This is a genomic window from Vibrio ostreicida (genome assembly GCF_013074385.2).
GTDB classification, from domain to species: domain Bacteria; phylum Pseudomonadota; class Gammaproteobacteria; order Enterobacterales; family Vibrionaceae; genus Vibrio; species Vibrio ostreicida.
Genome location: NZ_JABEYA020000028.1, coordinates 1 through 19463 on the forward strand (window position 1 = coordinate 1; position 19463 = coordinate 19463).

Annotated in this window: 22 protein-coding genes; 12 read left to right on the plus strand and 10 right to left on the minus strand. The window is 46.2% G+C overall.

Features of this window, described 5'->3' with window-relative positions; translation table 11 throughout:
• Window positions 1-410: 410 nt before the first annotated feature.
• Window positions 411-959: a gamma carbonic anhydrase family protein gene (locus tag HLM86_RS19930; RefSeq protein WP_170883820.1), complete on the plus strand. Its 549-nt coding sequence runs from the start codon at window positions 411-413 to the stop codon at window positions 957-959.
• Here HLM86_RS19930 and HLM86_RS19935 read toward each other — a convergent pair.
• The 4 genes from HLM86_RS19935 to tsaC all read right to left on the minus strand — a co-directional run bounded on the left by HLM86_RS19935 (window position 952) and on the right by tsaC (window position 3620).
• Window positions 952-1218, minus strand: a complete 267-nt coding sequence (locus tag HLM86_RS19935) for a DUF1488 family protein (RefSeq protein ID WP_170883819.1) — start codon at window positions 1216-1218, stop codon at window positions 952-954. The genes HLM86_RS19930 and HLM86_RS19935 overlap by 8 nt on opposite strands.
• A gap of 3 nt (window positions 1219-1221) precedes the next feature.
• Window positions 1222-2055 carry a shikimate dehydrogenase gene (gene aroE, locus HLM86_RS19940; RefSeq protein ID WP_076590446.1) on the minus strand — a complete coding sequence of 278 codons (834 nt, stop codon included), beginning with the start codon at window positions 2053-2055 and terminating at the stop codon, window positions 1222-1224.
• 74 nt (window positions 2056-2129) lie between these two features.
• Window positions 2130-3047, minus strand: coding sequence for an oxygen-dependent coproporphyrinogen oxidase (hemF, locus tag HLM86_RS19945; protein WP_076590447.1), 918 nt, complete (start codon window positions 3045-3047; stop codon window positions 2130-2132).
• 18 nt (window positions 3048-3065) lie between these two features.
• Complete coding sequence (gene tsaC / locus HLM86_RS19950) at window positions 3066-3620, minus strand: L-threonylcarbamoyladenylate synthase type 1 TsaC (protein WP_170883818.1); 555 nt, start codon at window positions 3618-3620, stop codon at window positions 3066-3068.
• A gap of 196 nt (window positions 3621-3816) precedes the next feature.
• On the opposite strand from tsaC, the gene purE reads away from it, so the two are divergent.
• Window positions 3817-4302, plus strand: a complete 486-nt coding sequence (gene purE / locus HLM86_RS19955; RefSeq protein WP_076590449.1) for a 5-(carboxyamino)imidazole ribonucleotide mutase — start codon at window positions 3817-3819, stop codon at window positions 4300-4302.
• 4 nt (window positions 4303-4306) lie between these two features.
• Window positions 4307-5440 carry a 5-(carboxyamino)imidazole ribonucleotide synthase gene (locus HLM86_RS19960; protein ID WP_076590450.1) on the plus strand — a complete coding sequence of 378 codons (1134 nt, stop codon included), beginning with the start codon at window positions 4307-4309 and terminating at the stop codon, window positions 5438-5440.
• Window positions 5441-5471: 31 nt separating this feature from the next.
• Here HLM86_RS19960 and HLM86_RS19965 read toward each other — a convergent pair whose 3' ends face one another.
• Genes HLM86_RS19965 through dprA form a run of 3 tightly spaced genes read right to left on the minus strand, consistent with a single transcriptional unit; the run spans window position 5472 to window position 7676 of the window.
• On the minus strand, window positions 5472-6053 hold the full coding sequence (locus HLM86_RS19965) for a DNA topoisomerase family protein (RefSeq protein ID WP_076590451.1): 582 nt from the start codon (window positions 6051-6053) through the stop codon (window positions 5472-5474).
• A gap of 25 nt (window positions 6054-6078) precedes the next feature.
• Window positions 6079-6558, minus strand: a complete 480-nt coding sequence (locus tag HLM86_RS19970) for a DUF494 family protein (RefSeq protein ID WP_076590452.1) — start codon at window positions 6556-6558, stop codon at window positions 6079-6081.
• A gap of 2 nt (window positions 6559-6560) precedes the next feature.
• Entirely contained in the window at window positions 6561-7676 is a 1116-nt protein-coding gene (dprA, locus tag HLM86_RS19975; RefSeq protein ID WP_076590453.1) for a DNA-processing protein DprA, read from the minus strand.
• Between the two features lie 262 nt (window positions 7677-7938).
• On the opposite strand from dprA, the gene def reads away from it, so the two are divergent.
• The 6 genes from def (at window position 7939) to HLM86_RS20005 (ending at window position 14274) form a co-directional block, all read left to right on the plus strand.
• Window positions 7939-8460, plus strand: coding sequence for a peptide deformylase (gene def / locus HLM86_RS19980; protein WP_217702256.1), 522 nt, complete (start codon window positions 7939-7941; stop codon window positions 8458-8460).
• Between the two features lie 22 nt (window positions 8461-8482).
• Complete coding sequence (gene fmt / locus HLM86_RS19985; protein ID WP_170883816.1) at window positions 8483-9430, plus strand: methionyl-tRNA formyltransferase; 948 nt, start codon at window positions 8483-8485, stop codon at window positions 9428-9430.
• Window positions 9431-9500: 70 nt separating this feature from the next.
• Window positions 9501-10781, plus strand: coding sequence for a 16S rRNA (cytosine(967)-C(5))-methyltransferase RsmB (gene rsmB, locus HLM86_RS19990; protein WP_170883815.1), 1281 nt, complete (start codon window positions 9501-9503; stop codon window positions 10779-10781).
• A 93-nt stretch (window positions 10782-10874) separates the two neighbouring features.
• Entirely contained in the window at window positions 10875-12251 is a 1377-nt protein-coding gene (gene trkA, locus HLM86_RS19995) for a Trk system potassium transporter TrkA (RefSeq protein WP_076590457.1), read from the plus strand.
• A gap of 9 nt (window positions 12252-12260) precedes the next feature.
• Window positions 12261-13706, plus strand: coding sequence for a TrkH family potassium uptake protein (locus HLM86_RS20000; RefSeq protein WP_076590458.1), 1446 nt, complete (start codon window positions 12261-12263; stop codon window positions 13704-13706).
• A 10-nt stretch (window positions 13707-13716) separates the two neighbouring features.
• Entirely contained in the window at window positions 13717-14274 is a 558-nt protein-coding gene (locus HLM86_RS20005; protein WP_076590459.1) for a DUF3157 family protein, read from the plus strand.
• Here HLM86_RS20005 and trhA read toward each other — a convergent pair.
• The 3 genes from trhA to HLM86_RS20020 all read right to left on the minus strand — a co-directional run bounded on the left by trhA (window position 14271) and on the right by HLM86_RS20020 (window position 15702).
• Window positions 14271-14924 carry a PAQR family membrane homeostasis protein TrhA gene (gene trhA / locus HLM86_RS20010; RefSeq protein ID WP_170883814.1) on the minus strand — a complete coding sequence of 218 codons (654 nt, stop codon included), beginning with the start codon at window positions 14922-14924 and terminating at the stop codon, window positions 14271-14273. The two genes, HLM86_RS20005 and trhA, sit on opposite strands and share 4 nt — an antisense overlap.
• Window positions 14925-15311: 387 nt before the next feature.
• Window positions 15312-15503, minus strand: a complete 192-nt coding sequence (locus tag HLM86_RS20015; protein ID WP_170883812.1) for a hypothetical protein — start codon at window positions 15501-15503, stop codon at window positions 15312-15314.
• Complete coding sequence (locus tag HLM86_RS20020) at window positions 15487-15702, minus strand: hypothetical protein (RefSeq protein ID WP_170883813.1); 216 nt, start codon at window positions 15700-15702, stop codon at window positions 15487-15489. Before HLM86_RS20020 ends, HLM86_RS20015 begins: the two co-directional genes overlap by 17 nt.
• Before the next feature lie 229 nt (window positions 15703-15931).
• Between HLM86_RS20020 and ccoG the strand changes: the two genes are divergently transcribed.
• From ccoG to HLM86_RS20035, 3 genes are all read left to right on the plus strand, one after another.
• Window positions 15932-17350 carry a cytochrome c oxidase accessory protein CcoG gene (ccoG, locus tag HLM86_RS20025; RefSeq protein ID WP_076590462.1) on the plus strand — a complete coding sequence of 473 codons (1419 nt, stop codon included), beginning with the start codon at window positions 15932-15934 and terminating at the stop codon, window positions 17348-17350.
• Window positions 17351-17694: 344 nt separating this feature from the next.
• Window positions 17695-18681 (plus strand): serine/threonine protein kinase, encoded by a 987-nt coding sequence (locus HLM86_RS20030; protein ID WP_076590463.1) that lies wholly within the window; start codon window positions 17695-17697, stop codon window positions 18679-18681.
• Between the two features lie 30 nt (window positions 18682-18711).
• Window positions 18712-19314, plus strand: coding sequence for a thiol:disulfide interchange protein DsbA/DsbL (locus tag HLM86_RS20035; RefSeq protein ID WP_076590464.1), 603 nt, complete (start codon window positions 18712-18714; stop codon window positions 19312-19314).
• The last annotated feature ends 149 nt before the right edge of the window (window positions 19315-19463 follow it).

Here is a 19463-nt window from a genome sequence, read left to right on the forward strand (position 1 = left end):
ATTGATACCTAAAGTGATTCAATAGAATCATTTTTGGATTATCATCAACGAGTGCCCACACAGATTGATAGGTTTATATTTTTAAAGAGCGTTGTTTTAAGCTTTGCTCAAAACGGACGGCCATTTTAGCGAGTTAAAGTTGAGTGTCAACCACTTTTCTTTAAACTTTTTAAGCATTTCTGCTTGCCTACTTGACCATACTAACTGGTGCTTTTCACCTTCAAAACATCTGCTTGAAAGTCTTCCCTAGTCAGCGAGGTGGCATTATAGAGATCGTCGTCACGTTGGCAAGCCCTTTCTTTGGTTTTTTTTGATTTTTTTATCGTTTGAGTGTTTTCTATGCAAAGGCAGCGTTTTTCATTACTTTACTGCCTCTTTCTATCCAGATTTTATCTATATAAGGAATCAAAATGGGTGTTCTACGCAGTTATAAAGGTATCAAACCTCAGATTGGGCAAAGAGTCTATATAGATAGCAGTTCAGTTTTGGTTGGTGATATTAAGATTGGCGATGATTCCAGTATATGGCCGCTTGTCGCCGCTCGTGGCGATGTCAATCATATTCATATTGGCGAACGAACGAATATTCAAGATGGCAGCGTTCTACATGTAACTCATAAGAATAAGGACAATCCAAACGGCTACCCACTCCTCATTGGACACGATGTCACCATCGGTCACAAAGTCATGCTCCATGGTTGTATCATCAAAAGTAGAGTGTTGGTTGGTATGGGGACGACGGTACTGGACGCCGCTACCATAGAGGAAGATGTGATGATCGGTGCAGGCAGTTTAGTACCACCTGGAAAAACCCTTGAAAGCGGATATCTTTACGTGGGAAGCCCAGTAAAAAGAGTCAGGTTACTCAGCAATGACGAGCGGGCTTTCTTGCAGAAATCAGCGGACAACTACGTGCAGAATAAAGAAGACTATCTACATCAGGTAACGGAAACTAGCTAACCACTTCTAAGTAACCTTGTTCGTTAAAGGCTTCCGCTTCTATTAATTCTTCAGCAAGTTCTTCGATTTCAAAACGGTGATGAGAGAAGAGATCTAGGGCTTGCTGAGGCGTATTGATTTTCTGGCCAGCCAACTTCTCAAGCTCTAGCGTTGAAACAAAGCACTCGACCAATCCGCCAGACTGCTGTGCTGGAAATCGAATCGATTGCCGCTTCTCATCCCAGGTTTGAATATCAGCAAACAAAATCGCTTGATTCATCTGTCACTTTCCTTCTAAATTCTTTCTCAATTCTTGTAAGACAGGTATCGTACTCGGCCTTAAGCCACGCCACAGCATAAAACTTTCCGCCGCCTGCCCCACTAACATACCTAAGCCATCGTACGCAGCAGTGACCTTATTATCGAGCGCCCATTGATTAAATGTTGTCTGGCCCAAACCATACATCATGTCGTATGAGTAAGTCGTCGTTGTGAAAATATTAACCGAAATTGCAGGAAGTTCACCGCTCAAACTCGCGGAAGTAGAGTTAATGATCACATCAAAGCCACGATCAATCTCAGACATGTCCACAGCACGAATAGGCCCGAAAGGGGCAAACATCTCGGCCAATTGCTGCGCTTTGGATAGTGTGCGATTCGTGAGGGTAATTTCACTTGGCTGCTGATCTAGCAAGGGCTTGATCACCCCGCGTGCAGCACCTCCTGCACCAATCAACAGAATTCGAGCTCCTTGCAAAGGCACATGATACTGAAGTAAATCTTGTACAAGCCCCTCACCATCGGTGTTGTCCCCAATGATCTCACCGTTTTCCAACAGCTTAAGGGTGTTTACCGCCCCAGCAAGTTGGGCGCGCTCTGTTAAGCAGGTTGCAAAATGATAAGCATCCTCCTTAAACGGGAGCGTGACATTGCACCCTTTACCACCAGTCTCAAAAAATGTCTTAGCGGCATGATTAAAGCCATCTATTGGTGCCGTTTCGGCAGTATAGGATAGAGGTTGGTTGACTTGCCGGGCAAATAGACCGTGTATTAAAGGAGATTTACTGTGTCCAATTGGGTTGCCAAAAACGGCATAGCGATCGAGCGGCTGTGTCATATCCTGCCTGTCATAATAAAAAGGGCCAACGTGATTGCATTGACCCTATCATTATCTTCACATAGAAGAAAGCGTTACCAATCTCTTGGTTTTAGGTAGTCATCGTACAGTCGAGCCTCCGGTGAATTGGGGGTAATGTCATAACAATATTCCCAACGCGCCAGTGGCGGCATTGACATCAAGATTGACTCCGTGCGCCCGCCACTTTGCAAACCAAAGAGAGTGCCACGGTCATAGACCAAATTAAACTCGACATAACGGCCACGTCGATAAAGCTGGAACTGTCTTTCACGTTCACCGTACGCGATCTCTTTTCGACGTTCTACAATCGGAAGGTATGCCTTAGCGTATCCATGTCCGACCGCTTTAATGTAGTCAAAACAAGACTCAAAACCCCAGCCATTGAGATCATCAAAAAACAAGCCACCCACACCGCGAGTTTCATCACGATGAGGCAAATAAAAGTACTCATCGCACCATTCTTTATGTTGCTGATAAACATCACGCCCAAAAGGCTCACACAACGCTTTCGCTTGATCATGCCAATGTTGAGCATCGTCTTCAAAAGGATAGAAAGGCGTCAAATCAAACCCACCACCAAACCACCAAATCGGCGCTTCCCCTTCTTTTTCAGCAATGAAGAAACGGACATTCGCATGTGATGTTGGTATATATGGATTGCGAGGGTGCATCACCAAAGAAACCCCCATCGCTTCAAAACATCGTCCCGCCAGTTCAGGGCGATGCGCGGTAGCAGAAGCTGGCATGGTTTTCCCTTGAACATGGGAAAAGTTGACGCCCCCCTGTTCAAACACTCGCCCCTCTTTCATTACACGGGAGCGCCCTCCCCCCCCTAGGCGCTCGCCTGGCTCTCGATGCCAAGCATCCTCTACAAACTTTGCTTTGCCATCGGCTTGTTCTAGTTGCTGACAAAGAGAATCCTGCAACGCCATAAGGAATTCTATTACTGCTTGTTTATCAATTACCGACATCTTTATTCCCTTGCAAGGTTAGCCTTGTCTTAATACTTTTGACGATTTCGCATCACGAATCTCACTCGGCTTTTCTCTGCCACCGGTTTCCCCCTCAAGTACCATCAGTTGGTCCCCCAACTGCTGATAGACTTGTTCCGTGGTCAGACATGGCGGCTCGCCAGTCAGGTTCGCGCTGGTAGAGGTTAGCGGCTTTCCAAACTCATGACACATCTTTTGTACTAAAGGATGATCCGTTACTCGTACCGCGATCGAATCAAACTGGCCCGATACCCAATGAGAGACCTTATCACTACATGGCATAATCCAAGTCATAGGACCCGGCCAAGTTTGATGGACTTTTTCCAACTGCAGTTCAGTCAGTTGTGATTCATCAATATAAGGAAGGAGCTGGTCGTAATGTGCTGCTATCAAAATAAGCCCCTTATCCACCGACCTCTGCTTAAGTGCAAGAAGCTTCTGAATCGCCTCTGGATTGTCAGGATCACAACCCACCCCAAATACGCCTTCAGTTGGGTAAGCGATGACATCGCCATTTTTCAGAGCAAGTAAGGCCTGTTCAAAGTTATTCACTGGTTTTTCCCGTTTCGGATCACTTGAGCAATGACTAAGTTTACAAATAATCCGCAACGCTGACTAAAGCTATTTATTGATAAATTGTGTCAATCTTAGGGCAAACCAAACGCAAACGTTTGCTTGAGGAGGAAATAACCGTATAATGCGCTCAAATTTAGCTGCTCATCAGTTGCATTGCTTTAAGGAGTTTACGATGAAAGTCGGTATCATAATGGGTTCTAAATCTGACTGGCCAACCATGAAGCTCGCCGCAGAAATGTTGGATCTTTTTGGCGTCCAGTACGAAACGAAGGTGGTGTCTGCTCATCGAACACCGCAACTGCTCGCCCAATACGCGACAAGCGCTAGAGAACGCGGTTTAAACGTCATTATTGCAGGGGCAGGGGGTGCGGCACACCTACCCGGTATGACAGCAGCGTATACTAGCCTGCCAGTACTTGGGGTTCCTGTTCAATCACGAGCATTAAAAGGGATGGACTCGCTTCTTTCCATCGTCCAGATGCCTAAAGGAATTGCCGTTGGCACTTTAGCCATTGGCGAAGCTGGTGCCGCCAATGCTGGCCTTCTCGCTGCACAAATTATTGGCACGCAAGACGAGGCCGTTATGGAAAAAGTAGAAGCCTTTCGTCTCGAGCAAACCGACACAGTGTTAGCAAATCCAAACCCAGCAGAGGATTAGCCCAATGCAAGTCCTAGTACTGGGAGCAGGCCAGTTAGCACGTATGATGTCTCTGGCTGGAGCACCGCTTAACATTGATATCCTCGCTTACAATGTTGAAAACGAAAACATTATTCACCCTTTGACACAAGCAGTGATGGGCAAGGGGCTGGCTCAAGCCATCAAGCATGCTGATGTGATTACCGCTGAGTTCGAGCACATTCCCCAAGACATCCTGACTCTCTGTCAGGCAAGTGGAAAGCTACTGCCATCCGCCAAAGCGATCCAAGCGGGTGGAGATCGTCGTATTGAAAAGGCGTTGCTCAATAAAGCTCAGGTGAGTAATGCCAACCACTATGTCATCAACAACCGACAAGATCTTGAGCAAGCAATCGAGAAAATCGGTTTTCCCATGATACTCAAAAGCGCGCTAGGCGGTTACGACGGCAAGGGCCAATGGCGCTTAAAAGACGTGACACAAGTGAAACAAACATGGCTTGAAATTGAAGCGTGCATCACTTCCACGGAAGGGCAAGCAATTGTTGCTGAAGAATTTATCCCATTTCAGTGTGAAGTTTCTTTGGTTGGAGCGCGTGGGCAGGATGGAGCCATCGTCGTTTACCCTCTGTCTGAAAATGTGCACACTGACGGCGTATTAAGCTTATCGACAGCCATCGCAGATCCGAAGCGACAACAACAAGCACAAGAAATGTTCACAGCCGTTGCTAACCAATTGGAATATGTGGGCGTTCTTGCTCTTGAGTTCTTTGATATTGACGGTCAATTATTGGTCAACGAAATCGCACCACGAGTACATAATTCAGGACACTGGACCCAACAAGGTGCCGAGACCTGCCAATTCGAGAACCATCTGCGCGCAGTATGCGGCCTCCCTCTAGGCAGTACCAAACTGATCCAAGAAACATCGATGATCAACATTCTCGGCCAAGACACTTTACCAGACGACGTTTTATCTGTATCAGGGTGTCACATACATTGGTATGGTAAAGAAAAGCGAGCGGGCCGAAAAATGGGACACATTAACGTCTGCGGTGATCATACAGGGGAGCGACAAAGGAAACTTTGTGCCCTTGCCAATATCTTAGACAAACACGCTTTTCCAGCCGTTCATGAGTTTGCCGCCCATTTCGTAGAGTAAGATCGAAAAAGGCGCATCGGCGCCTTTTTATTTATTCTGACTGAATATGGTGACATTTTCGATCACCGCATTGCCTTTTTGTACCATTGACGAATTTTTTCTCTGTCAGAAGTGGGAAGCCACATTTTTCACACGTTGCCTTAATGGGCACTTGATTGATTGAAAATTTACATTTGGGATAATGGTCGCAAGCAAAAAATGTTTTGCCAATACGGCTTTTCCTTTCAACCAATTGACCTTGGCGGCACTCCGGGCACTCGATGAGCGACCCCGTTTCGGGTTTTCGTTCGGCCTCAAGGGACTCAATATGTTGGCATTGTGGATAATCACTACAACCGATAAACATGCCGTATCGCCCTTGCCTCAGAACCAACTCGTGTGAGCACATAGGACAAGGAACGCCTAACTCTTTGACGATATGACCGTCGTTTTGGTTGAGTGGTTGAATAAAATCACAGCTTGGGTAGAGCGTACACCCTAAAAAAGAGCCGCGCTTACTATGTCGAAGTTGCAGCACTCCAAGGCGTTGTTCGGCTTGGCATTTTGGGCACGCTTTAAGCTCTAAAGCGTGCTCGTGGGCTGTAAACAACTGATGATCGATTTTTCCGCTCATAACCACTCATGCATACTGGGGACAACTAATGGAGAATACCTTGCTCTTTGGTATACAGCAGCTCTTCCATAAGCGTATAAGCATTTTCATTGCCTGGTACGTTAAACAGCACCATTAAGATAATCCATTTAAGGTCATCCAGTTCAAATTCATCTGTTTCTAACCCCATAACTCGGTCAATCACCATCTCACGGGTTTCCGTTGTCAACACATTGACCTGCTCTAGAAAAGTGATAAAACCTCGACATTCTAAACTCAAGCGTTCGCATTCTCTTGGCGTATAAATACGTGTCGAGGTTGACGTGCTGCACACAGAAATTGCAGAGTGCGTCTCGCTTTGTTGCAATGCTGCTAACTCTTCCAGCCAGACTAGGGCTTTATAGATGTCTTTTTGATGAAAGCCAGCACGAAGTAATTCTTCCTCTAGCTCATCTTGATTGACCTGTAACTCTGCATCGCTATGGATGTAGGTCTCAAACAGATACATAAGGATATCCATCATCATAGCTAGCCCCTCCCTTTTCGAATATAGCCACCAGAAACCGCAACAACATGCCCTGAGAGTTCAAGCTCTAAGAGCTGCATCATGACTTCATGCACAGGTATATGGGTCCTGCTTGCAAGAATATCAACTGGTGTGGCCCTACTTCCTACGTTAGCTAACAGCGCAGGAAATGGCAATTCTTCTTTGCAATCAATTTGTTCAAATCGCTCATTCTGTACTGATGATGCTGAAAAATCAGACCAACGTATTAAGGTTTCCATTTCTTCCATAATGTCGGAAACCTTCTGAACGAGACAAGCTCCCTGCTTAATCAGAAGGTTACACCCTCTGGCCAGTGGGTTATGAATGGAGCCCGGCAGAGCAAAAACTTCACGCCCCTGTTCTGTCGCATAATGAGCCGTGATCAAAGAACCGCTTTTTTCTGCTGCTTCTATCACCAACACACCGAGGCAAAGACCACTGATGATCCGATTTCGGCGAGGAAAATAGTCCGATCGAGGTTTTACATGTGGATGAAATTCAGAGATGAGCGCCCCTTGCTCAACGATGCGCCGAGCCAACGTCTTATGGCGGTTAGGGTAAACAGTGTTAAGACCACACCCCAGAACACCAATCGTTTCCCCTCCTCCTTTCAGCGCTCCATCATGGGCGTAACCATCAATACCTAATGCCAAACCACTGGTCACGGTCAAATGCTGCTTTGCGAGTTCCTGAGCAAAATAGCGAGCATGGTTAAGCCCATCAATACTGGCATTTCGGCTCCCTACGATAGCAATTTGTGGCTGACCCATGCTCGCCACACTACCTTCAACAAACAACACGGGTGGGGGCGTTTCCGTTTGCTTAAGCAAGAGTGGATAATGTTTATCGTCCAGTAACATAATGCTTTTCTGGTTGGCGCGGCTCTCCCACTCGAAGCACTTATCAACATCAGCACTTGATTGATGATGAAGGTAATGAGCCTGCGTATCAGAAAACCCAAGCGAACGAAGAGATTGCTTGGATGAGGCCGTAATATTCAAAGGAGAGTCAAGGGCGATCAGGCGCTGAAACGTTTTGGGCCCCACGCGAGGAGTAAAATATAACTTTAGCCACGCAGCACGTTCACTTTCTGTCATAAACAATCCCCACTCCAACGGATTAGACCATCAATACGAATATCAAAGAAACTGACTGGTGGCCCCCCCACTAGTGCTAGAACACTTTCTTACACAAGAGACGAGTGTCCAATTGGCGGCGCTGTGCTCTCATCATTGGACATATTTTATCCAAAGGAATAATTGAAAAGCGCATTGAGGCTGTCATTTAGGAGGCAAAATGTCTAGAATTGAGCCAATAAGTTTTACCCCAATTCGGCTCAGTTCAATATTTCGAGTGTATATGTCTGTATTACAAGTATTAACATTTCCAGATGATCGACTTCGCACCGTGGCCAAGCCCGTTGAAGCAGTCACTTCTGAAGTTCAAAAGTTCGTCGATGACATGATAGAAACCATGTACGACGAAGACGGTATCGGTTTGGCAGCCACTCAGGTTGATTACCACCAACGTATTGTTGTTATCGATGTGTCTGAAACCCGCGATCAGCCAATGGTCCTTATCAATCCTGAAATACTCGAAAAACGAGGCGAGGATGGTATCGAAGAAGGTTGTCTATCCGTCCCTGGCGCCCGAGCTTTAGTTGCTAGAGCCGCGGAAGTCACTGTCAAAGCATTAGATCGTGAAGGCAAGGAATTCACGTTTGAAGCCGACGACCTACTGGCGATCTGTGTTCAACACGAACTTGACCATTTAGAAGGCAAGCTCTTTGTGGATTACCTTTCGCCTTTAAAGCGCAAGCGAATTCAAGAAAAAATTCTAAAAATCAAACGCTTAAATGAAAAGCGTACTAGCCAGACGTAATGGCGGATAAAAGGAAAGTACTTTGAGCAAACCGTTAAACATTGTTTTCGCTGGAACTCCTGATTTCGCCGCCCGTCATCTGGCGGCGTTACTGTCTTCAGAGCATAAAATTGTCGCCGCCTACACACAACCCGATCGCCCTGCTGGCCGAGGCAAAAAACTCTCGGCCAGTCCGGTCAAAAGTCTCGCCCTAGAGCATGGCATTCCAGTGTATCAACCTGAAAACTTTCGGTCCGCTGAAGCCAAGCAAGAACTCTCTGATTTGAACGCTGACATTATGGTGGTGGTGGCTTACGGACTGCTGTTACCTCAGGCAGTACTCGATATACCGAGATTAGGCTGTATCAACGTACATGGTTCTATCCTACCCCGTTGGCGTGGCGCAGCTCCGATCCAACGTTCAATATGGTCAGGAGATAAAGAGACGGGTGTGACCATCATGCAAATGGATATCGGGCTAGATACCGGCGACATGCTGAAAATTGCAACACTTCCGATTGAAGCAAGTGACACCAGCGATTCCATGTATAAAAAGCTTGCTGACCTCGGCCCTAACGCATTGGTGGATTGTTTGGCAGAGATCGCCAATGGTTCAGCAACGCCCGTGCAGCAAAACGATGAGTTAGCAAATTACGCCAAAAAGCTAACGAAGGAAGAAGCGCAAATCAATTGGGGCCATAATGCAGTGCACATTGAGCGATGTGTTCGCGCTTTCAACCCGTGGCCCATCAGCCACTTTGCTTTTGCGGATGGCAGTATCAAAGTGTGGCAGAGCCGTGTCGTCGATCAACATTCAGACCAACCATCAGGCACCATAATACAAGCAGACAAATCCGGTATCTATGTCTCAACAGGCGATGGTGTACTCGCCCTTGAGCGATTGCAGCTCCCTGGTAAAAAAGCGATGCCTGTTCAGGATATTTTAAACTCACGCGCAAGCTGGTTTGAAGTCGGTACCCAACTGGTCTAAGTATTATCCATCAATGGATAACGTACATTTTGAGGGTGGAGACACCCTCCCTTAATTTCAGGTATTCAATATGAATGTTCGCGCAGCTGCTGCAAACGTCCTTTTCCAAGTGGTCGATAAAGGCCAATCACTCTCCCATGCACTACCTGCCGCTCAAAAAACCATAAAGCCAAGAGATCACGCTCTGCTGCAAGAAATTTGCTATGGTGCTTTGAGATACCTGCCCCGTTTAGAATCCATCGCGAACGAACTGATGGATAACCCTTTGAAAGGGAAAAAACGCGTCTTCCATCACCTGATTCTGGTCGGTATTTATCAACTCAGTTTTATGCGTATTCCCGCTCATGCTGCGGTTGCTGAAACGGTTGAAGGCACCAAAACACTCAGAGGCCCGAGCCTGCGTGGCTTGATCAATGCCGTTTTGCGTAACTACCTGAGAGAACAAGAGTCATTAGACGCAAAAGCGATCGTACACAATGCGGGTAAGTACGGCCATCCAAACTGGTTGCTTAGCCTCCTTCAAGCAAGCTACCCTGATAGTTGGGAACACGTAATTGAAGCGAACAACAGCAAAGCGCCAATGTGGTTGCGCGTCAATCGCCAACATCACACGCGAGATGAGTATCTAAAATTACTCAGTGATGAAAACATTGAATACAGTCTCCATCCGCAAGCAGAAGATGCTATCAAGTTAGCTTCTCCTTGCGACGTGAGCCTTCTACCTGGCTTCAGTAAAGGCTGGGTGTCGGTACAAGACGCCGCCGCTCAATTGTCTGTCAATTACTTACAGCCTCAAAATGGTGAGCTTATTCTAGATTGCTGTGCCGCCCCCGGAGGGAAAACTGCTCACATTCTAGAGCACACTGAAGACACAGAAGTCGTCGCGATTGATTGTGATGCGAAACGTTTAGACCGAGTCTATGACAATCTAGAACGTCTTCAACTGCGTGCGGACGTTATATGTGGGGATGCGCGTTACCCAGAAGAATGGTGGAATGGCGAAAAGTTTGACCGTATTCTGCTCGATGCCCCTTGTTCTGCAACGGGCGTTATTCGCCGTCACCCTGATATTAAGTGGTTACGGCGAGCCAATGATATTGAGGCACTGGCGCAACTTCAAAGCGAAATTCTCGATGCCATGTGGCGGCAGCTTAAGGTAGGAGGCACTTTAGTCTACGCAACCTGCTCCATCGCCCCACAAGAAAATGTTGTGCAAGTGAATGCCTTTTTGGAGCGAACACCAGAAGCCAATCTTGTTGGTTCTGATGTTGATAAGCCAGGCAGACAAATTTTACCTGGTGAAGAAGATATGGACGGTTTCTATTACGCGGTTCTGGTCAAACAGGCCTAATCAGTACTCGCGGCAATGACCTAGGTGTTTTCGCCGCATGATTCAATCAGTGGACACTCAAGCCCATAAGCTTGAGTAACAAAGAGAAAAGCTATGAAAATCATCATTCTTGGCGCTGGTCAGGTAGGCGGTACACTGGCTGAAAATCTGGTCGGTGAGAACAATGACATCACTATCGTTGATCGAAACAGCGAGCGATTGCGAGAGCTGCAAGATAAATATGATTTACGTGTTGTTAACGGCTACGCCAGTCATCCCGATGTTCTGCGTGAAGCAGGGGCTCAGGATGCGGATATGCTGGTCGCCGTCACCAATATGGATGAAACCAACATGGCGGCCTGTCAGGTCGCCTTTTCTCTTTTCAACACCCCCAATAGAATTGCACGAATTCGTTCCCCACAATACCTATCAGAAAAAGAAGCCTTGTTTCAGTCCGGCGCTGTCCCAGTTGATCACCTTATTGCACCCGAGGAGTTAGTAACCAGCTATATTGAACGCTTAATCCAATATCCTGGTGCACTTCAAGTGGTGAGCTTCGCAGAACAAAAAGTAAGCTTAGTGGCCGTCAAAGCGTATTATGGTGGTCCTTTGGTCGGTAACGCGCTCTCTGCACTGCGTGAACATATGCCTCACATTGATACACGTGTCGCCGCCATTTTTCGTCAGGGACGCCCTATTCGCCCCCAAGGAACCACGATCATCGAAGCGGATGATGAGGTGTTTTTCGTCGCCGCAAGTAACCATATTCGGTCGATCATGAGTGAGTTACAGCGCTTGGAAAAACCCTACCGCCGCCTCATGATTGTCGGCGGCGGCAATATCGGCGCAAGTCTGGCAAGGCGCCTTGAACAGAGCTACAGTGTCAAACTGATTGAACGCAGTTACCAACGCGCCGAACAACTCTCGGAAGATTTGGAAAACACCATCGTCTTTTGTGGTGATGCTGCCGATCAAGAGTTATTGACAGAGGAAAACATTGATCAAGTTGACGTCTTTATTGCCCTAACCAATGAGGATGAAACTAACATCATGTCAGCCATGCTCGCAAAACGCTTGGGGGCTAAAAAAGTGATGGTTCTTATCCAGCGTGGGGCCTATGTGGATTTAGTGCAAGGTGGCGTGATTGATGTCGCGATTTCACCACAACAAGCAACGATTTCAGCCTTACTGACCCATGTACGGCGTGCGGATATTGTCAATGTATCTTCGTTACGCCGCGGCGCGGCAGAAGCCATTGAAGCGATTGCTCACGGCGACGAAGCAACATCCAAAGTGGTCGGCCGCGCGATTGGCGATATTAAGCTACCTCCAGGTACCACCATCGGCTCTATTGTACGTGGTGATGAAGTATTGATTGCTCATGATCGCACCGTGATTGAACAAGATGACCATGTTGTCATGTTTCTTGTCGATAAGAAATATGTGCCCGATGTGGAAGCATTGTTCCAGCCGAGTCCATTCTTCCTTTAGGATTGCGTCATGGTCAACCTTCGTCCTGTACTCTTTGTTATCGGGTTAGTTCTATCAAAGCTCGCCCTATTTATGTACATACCCACCTTAGTCGCCTTCTTTACCGGGACATCCGGCTTTATTGAGTTTGGCCAAGCGATCATCATTACTCATATAGCGGCCTTCGCCTGCTTGAGTATCGGCCGCACACAGCGCTTCAAACTCAGCGCGCGTGATATGTTTCTCATCACCAGTTTGGTGTGGATGGTGGCCAGCGTTTTCGCCGCTCTACCTTTTGTATTTATCAATCACATCAGTTTTACTGACGCCTATTTTGAAACCATGTCTGGTATCACGACTACCGGCTCTACGGTACTCAGTCATCTTGATGATATGGCCCCAAGTATTTTATTGTGGCGTTCGATTCTCCAATGGTTGGGCGGCATTGGCTTTATTGTGATGGCGGTGGCGATTCTCCCCATGCTAAATGTCGGCGGCATGAAGCTCTTTCATACCGAATCTTCGGATTGGTCAGATAAAAGTAGCCCAAGGGCAAAGACGGTCGCAAAAAACATTATGCTGAGCTACATCATCTTAACCAGTCTATGCATGCTCGGATACCTATTGACTGGAATGAGCCTATTTGAAGCCATCAATCATTCCTTCACCACGCTATCCACGGGGGGATACTCGACCTCAGATGGCTCGATGAACCACTTTTCAAAGGGCTCACACTGGATTGCGACCCTATTTATGTTTCTTGGTGGTTTGCCATTGTTGCTGTTTGTTGCCGCCATAAGGAAGCGTCGAATCGATGAACTGCTCCAAGACGCACAAGTAAGAGGCTTCATCTATCTCTTTTTGAGTTCCAGCGCCATCATCTCGTCATGGCTCGTGATTCGCGATGGGTACGAGGTTATGGACGCATTGCGTGTCTCGATGTTCAATATCGTTTCTGTCGTCACAACAACAGGCTTTGGGTTGGAAGATTTTACCGCTTGGGGTGCCTTACCCACCACCTTGTTTGCCTTTTTAATGATGGCTGGAGCTTGCTCAGGTTCGACCTCCGGAGGCATCAAAATATTTCGTTTTCAGATAGCCATGACTCTACTGAATAAACAAATGATGAAGCTGATTCACCCATCTGGTGTATTTGTGCAGCAATACAATCACAGACCGGTGAATGATGACATCGTTCGATCAGTTGTCGCCTTTGGTCTGATGTTTTTTATCACCATTATTGTCATTGCAGGTGGGTTGAGCGCCTTAGGTTTAGATACGATTACCAGCATCTCAGGCGCGATTACCGCCGTGGCTAACGTCGGTCCTGGTATGGGCCCTGTGATTGGCCCTACCGGTAACTTTGCCCCACTTCCTGATTCAGCGAAATGGCTACTCAGCTTAGGAATGTTAATGGGTCGCTTAGAGATTCTCACTTTGTTAGTACTGTTTTTTCCTGCTTTCTGGAAACGTTGAGGGCATAGTAATGAATAAAATAATTGGATTAGCTTGTTTACTGACAAGCTCAGTTACGTTAGCGCAGCAGACCGTCACTTTGGACGATGGGCGTCAGATTCAACTCAATGATGACTTTACTTGGTCATACCTTGACGCGCCAAAACCAACCAAAGACCTTTCCCCTCCCGAAAATCTCTTGATAGCCCAAATCCCTATCATTGAAAAAACGGTCGGGACAATAGTCACCCTTGGCAATCGAAGAGCGACAATGCAATTGTCCGATTCAGGTGTCGATGTCCTTTTAGACGCAGTTCAATATGACCATGGTCAGTTAATTATCCCAACGTCTGTTACCAATCAAAGCAGTCAATCTGTGATCTTGGTTGAAGTAGAAATTGAAGTGGCGAAAACATCAGGAGAGCGATTAGCAAAAAGAAACATCAAGATCTGGCAATCTATCAAACGTTTAGCCGAGACCTATCTGCGCCCTCAACAGGCAGAGATCGGTACCACGATCAAGCTTAACGTCGATCTCTCAGAGCAGTACTTAATCACCGCCAAGGTGATCAACGTCGAAACCCGTTAGATCGGTTCGACATAGAAGTAAATGGCAAAGAAGTGACAGGCACACCCCGCCAAGACAAAACCATGCCAAATCGCATGATTAAAGGGGATACGCTTAGCAACATAAAAAATAACACCCAGTGAATAAATGATGCCACCCGCGGCCAATAAGGTTAATCCACCCACGTCTAAGTTGAGCGCCAATTGATAAATCACCACCAGTGAAAGCCATCCCATCAACAAATAGGTGACCAAGGAAAGCCTTTTGAAACGATACACAAAAGCAATCTTCATCATAATTCCCATCAAAGCGAGCACCCAAATAACCACCATTAGACCCACAGCAAGCGGGGTTCTCAAAGTCACCAGCAAAAATGGGGTATAACTACCTGCAATCAATAAGTAAATTGCGCAATGGTCGAAGGTCTTTAGTGCCCGTTTCGCTTTCTGGTGTGGTATTGCATGGTAGAGTGTTGAAGCAAGAAACAGCACAATAATACTGCTACCATAAATACTCATGCTCGCGATCGTAAGCGCATCGGCGTTAAACTCAAATGCCTTGAGCAGCAACATTATCAAGCCCACAACACCCAACAAAAAACCCAATCCATGAGTCAACGTATTGGCCATTTCTTCTTTTGAGCTGTATGAGGAGGTTTTGCTGATCAACATATCAAAGGATACTCGGTGGAATATTTACTCCAAATTATTACACATTGAGCTTACACATGTAAGCTTAAAAATATTAACTTTAGGTTAAAAAAGCAGGCCCCTTAAAATCTAGAGTCTGTTTTACTCATCTATTTGTCTGTCTATCGAATGGAACGAATCGCCCTATTGGCGTGCGCTTTTCACGGATATAGACAAAGCGCAATCGATTATATATCGATCAATCGCTAAGATAATGCTAACCTAATACACGGTATGAATTATTCGTATCTTTACTCCTCGTTAATTATTTGGATTGGCATCAGCCAGCAGAGCCACCTTTCAGCGATGAAGCGTAACTCATAATTAATCAGGTTATTCGATCGGCAATGGATATGTCTGGCAGTTAGGTTAATCAATGCGCCCAGCAGCAGTCAGGTGTTCTCGCACTAACCGCAGTGCGATGCGTCGTCGTAGTGGTTTTGTCACGACTACGACCACAAAAAAACTGTCGCCCAGAATGACTCTAGTGGAAAAGACGGCTTTACTGACGTCGGCTTCACCCAGAGTGACCAAGGCGGCATAGTCAAAAAGCGCAGTCATACTGCGCTTTTTTCTTTGCGACCTTGCCTAAGATCCCCATCGTTCTCAAAAGTTGGTGATACTCAGATTGGCCATTCGAGATGCCAGATTCCTCTACCAATCCGCGCTTGCTAATGGATACCAATACCAAAAGTGTCATTTCAAGCCCGCCATTCTTCGTGATCGCTGTCTTATTGACTAAACTTATAAAATAAACCATGAAGACTATTGATCTTTTTATGTCCGATGGCTTTAGTCGATCAAACTGTTGGCTCATTTATGTATAAAACTGTGCTGATTTTTGTTGTTAAAGCTTGATAATCATAAAGAAACAAACCCTGCAATGGGTATATAATCAGTGTCCATAAGAAGATACTAAAGTATCAGAGCATCGTCGTATAGAGCGAGATCAGTCAGAAATTTCGCCTTTTAGCCCAGAAGGAAGCACCATGAGTCAGGACAGGATTGAAGTTAAAGACGTGACTCCAAAAACCTTGAACCCTAAAACACACAAAAGCACGGGCGATAGGTTTAATCCCAGCAACCGCATTTATGTACGCGAAAGTAAGGGAACATTTCAGCAATTTCGTCGTTTAGGGGGGTGGTTTTTGCTGCTCTTGTTTGCCGTCATTCCTTGGATTCCATACGGCGAGAGGCAAGCCATTTTATTAGACCTCGGTAACCAACAGTTTAACTTTTTCGGCACCACACTGTACCCCCAAGACCTCACTTTACTCGCCCTTCTATTTATGGTGTCTGCCTTCGGTTTATTTTTTCTCACCACCTTTTTAGGCCGCGTGTGGTGTGGGTATCTATGCCCTCAGACAGTTTGGACATTTATGTACATTTGGTTTGAAGAAAAGCTCGAAGGCAGCGCCAATAAACGCAGGAAGCAGGACTCTGGAAAACTGACAACCGCGCTCGTTGTGCGTAAAGCCACAAAGCATGTCGCATGGCTTACCATTGCCCTGTTAACTGGAATGACCTTTGTTGGCTACTTTGTGCCAGTGCAATCATTGGTGATCAACTTTTTTACACTCAACGCCAGTTTTTGGCCCGTATTTTGGGTCTTGTTCTTTGCAGGTTGTACATACGGAAATGCTGGCTGGATGCGCTCGATCATGTGCATTCATATGTGCCCATACGCTCGCTTTCAGTCGGCCATGTTTGATAAAGATACTTTTATCGTTGGCTACAATACCAAGCGCGGTGAAACTCGCGGTGGGCGCTCACGAAAAGTGGATCACAAAGCCTTAGGCTTGGGCGACTGTATTGACTGTAACCTTTGTGTTCAAGTTTGTCCCACGGGCATTGATATCCGTGATGGTTTGCAGTACGAATGCATAAATTGTGGCGCATGTATCGATGCCTGTGACCACACCATGGATCGCATGGGTTATGACAAAGGACTGATAAGCTACACGACTGAACATCGACTATCAGGTAAGCACACCAAAATCTTACGACCCAAACTCCTCGGTTACGGCGCAGTATTACTGGTTATGACGGGTCTGTTCTTTGCACAAGTTGCTGCTGTAGACCCCGCCGGGCTCAGTGTACTTCGAGACCGCAACCAATTGTTTCGTGTCAACAGCTCAGGCGAGATAGAAAATACCTACACCCTGAAAATCATCAATAAGACTCAGGAGATTCAGCAATATCAGTTGGATGTTAAAGGACTAGACAACGCCTCTTGGTATGGAAAAAAGACCGTGCACGTATCACCAGGAGAAGTTTTTAACCTACCAATGAGCTTAGGAATCAGTCCTGATAACCTCAGTTCACCGATCGCGACCATCCAGTTTATCTTGTCCGACAGCGAAGATTTTACAATGGAAGTCGAAAGTCGCTTCATCAAAAAACTCTAAAACGTATAGAAAAACGACGTGTGTGAAACGTGATAAGCCCCCCTGATTCATTCACAATGAGTCAGGGGTTAAACGGTACAGACCGTGAACCCAATCAATCATGATTGCCTGAACGGATAACAGAAATCGTCACCAACATTTGCACATTTATCTCTATCGACCACGATGTGACCGCCTAAGTGCGCATTCAAAATCATTCTTGCGTTCAAAGATTCTCGTTTAAGTAAGTCATCGTAAACTTGAGGCTCAGCGTGCTAGTATAAGCCATACGATGTATCGCTTAGCTGGTATTCCCCGAAGATAATGGGTCTGTTAGATAACAAACGTAATGAGCATTTTTATTTATGACACAGCAAACCTTCAATTTTGACGCTCTGACTCCCGATTTAATGTGGTACGCGTTAGAAAGTATCGGTATCCGCGCTGAATCAGGGTTTCTTGCACTTAACAGCTACGAAAACCGAGTTTACCAATTCTCCGATGAAGAACGCCAACGTTACGTGGTGAAATTTTATCGTCCCGAACGCTGGCTACCTGAACAAATTCAGGAAGAACACGACTTCACTTTAGAACTGATAGAGTCAGAGATCCCCGTTGCCCCACCACTTAAAATCAATGGCCAGACATTACACCGATATCAGGGCTACCTATTTGCATTATTCAGCAGCGTCGGTGGGCGGCAATTTGAAGTGGATAACCTCCAACAATTAGAGGGCGTAGGCCGCTTTCTGGGTCGAATACACAAAGTCGGCTCGAAAACGCCCTTCAAGCACAGACCGACGATCAGCCTTGACGAGTACCTATATCAACCACGTAACATTCTCCAGCAATCTCAATTTATTCCACTTCATTTGGAAAATGCCTTCTTCAGCGATCTGGATTTATTAATTCAATCTTTACAACCACATTGGGATCCATCAACGACAGCGATCCGTCTGCATGGCGATTGTCATCCAGGCAATATTTTGTGGAGAGATGGGCCTATGTTTGTTGATCTCGATGATTCTCGTAACGGTCCAGCGATACAAGACTTGTGGATGATGCTAAGTGGAGAACGTGCCGATAAGGTCATGCAGTTGGATATTCTCTTAGAGGCGTATCAAGAATTTAATGACTTTGACACCAATCAATTGAAACTAATCGAGCCACTGCGCGGTCTACGTATGGTGCACTATATGGCATGGTTGGTAAAAAGGTGGCAAGACCCGGCTTTTCCTATCGCTTTTCCTTGGTTTAATGATCCAAAATACTGGGAAAGTCAGGTACTCGCATTCAAAGAACAAATCTCGGCATTAAGTGAGCCACCGCTCTCTCTAATGCCACAGTGGTAAGAAGCCAATATGACAAACATGGAGTCAACAATGAAAAAGCTGTTTGCACTTGTCGCAACTGTTATGCTGAGCCTCTCGGCTCAGGCCGCGAAATTCAATGAAGGTGAACACTATAAGGTTCTCGACCTTGAGGCTTCGAAAAAGCCGACCGTTACAGAATTCTTTTCTTTTTACTGCCCGCATTGCAACACGTTCGAACCTGTTATTCAGGAGCTGAAAGCGCAACTACCAGAAGGCGCTAAGTTCCAGAAAAACCATGTCTCTTTTATGGGTGGAAGTATGGGCGAGTCAATGAGTCGAGCCTACGCTACGATGGTCGCATTAAAAGTAGAAGGAAAAATGGTCCCTGCCATGTTTGCCCGCATTCATAAAATGCGTAAAGCACCAAGGAATGATGCTGATCTACGCCAAATATTCCTAGATGAAGGGGTTGACGCGAAACAATTCGATGCCGCATTCAAAGGTTTTGCCGTAGACTCAATGGTCCGCCGCTTTGACAAACAGTTTAAAGAAAGTGGTCTATCGGGTGTGCCTGCCGTCGTCGTCAACAACAAGTATTTGGTGCAACCACCACAAGGTACAACCATCGAAGGGTACTTTGAATTAGTTAATTATTTATTGACCTTGAAGTGATCGCTCTCGATCAATAAAGGGAGCCAATGCTCTAATGCCGATCAGTTAAGGCATTAATCGGCAGATCAATTGAACGATCCTCCCAATATGTAAAAATCCGATAGACCCTGTTTATCGGATTTTTTTATGCACGTTTCTCAAGCTCTCGA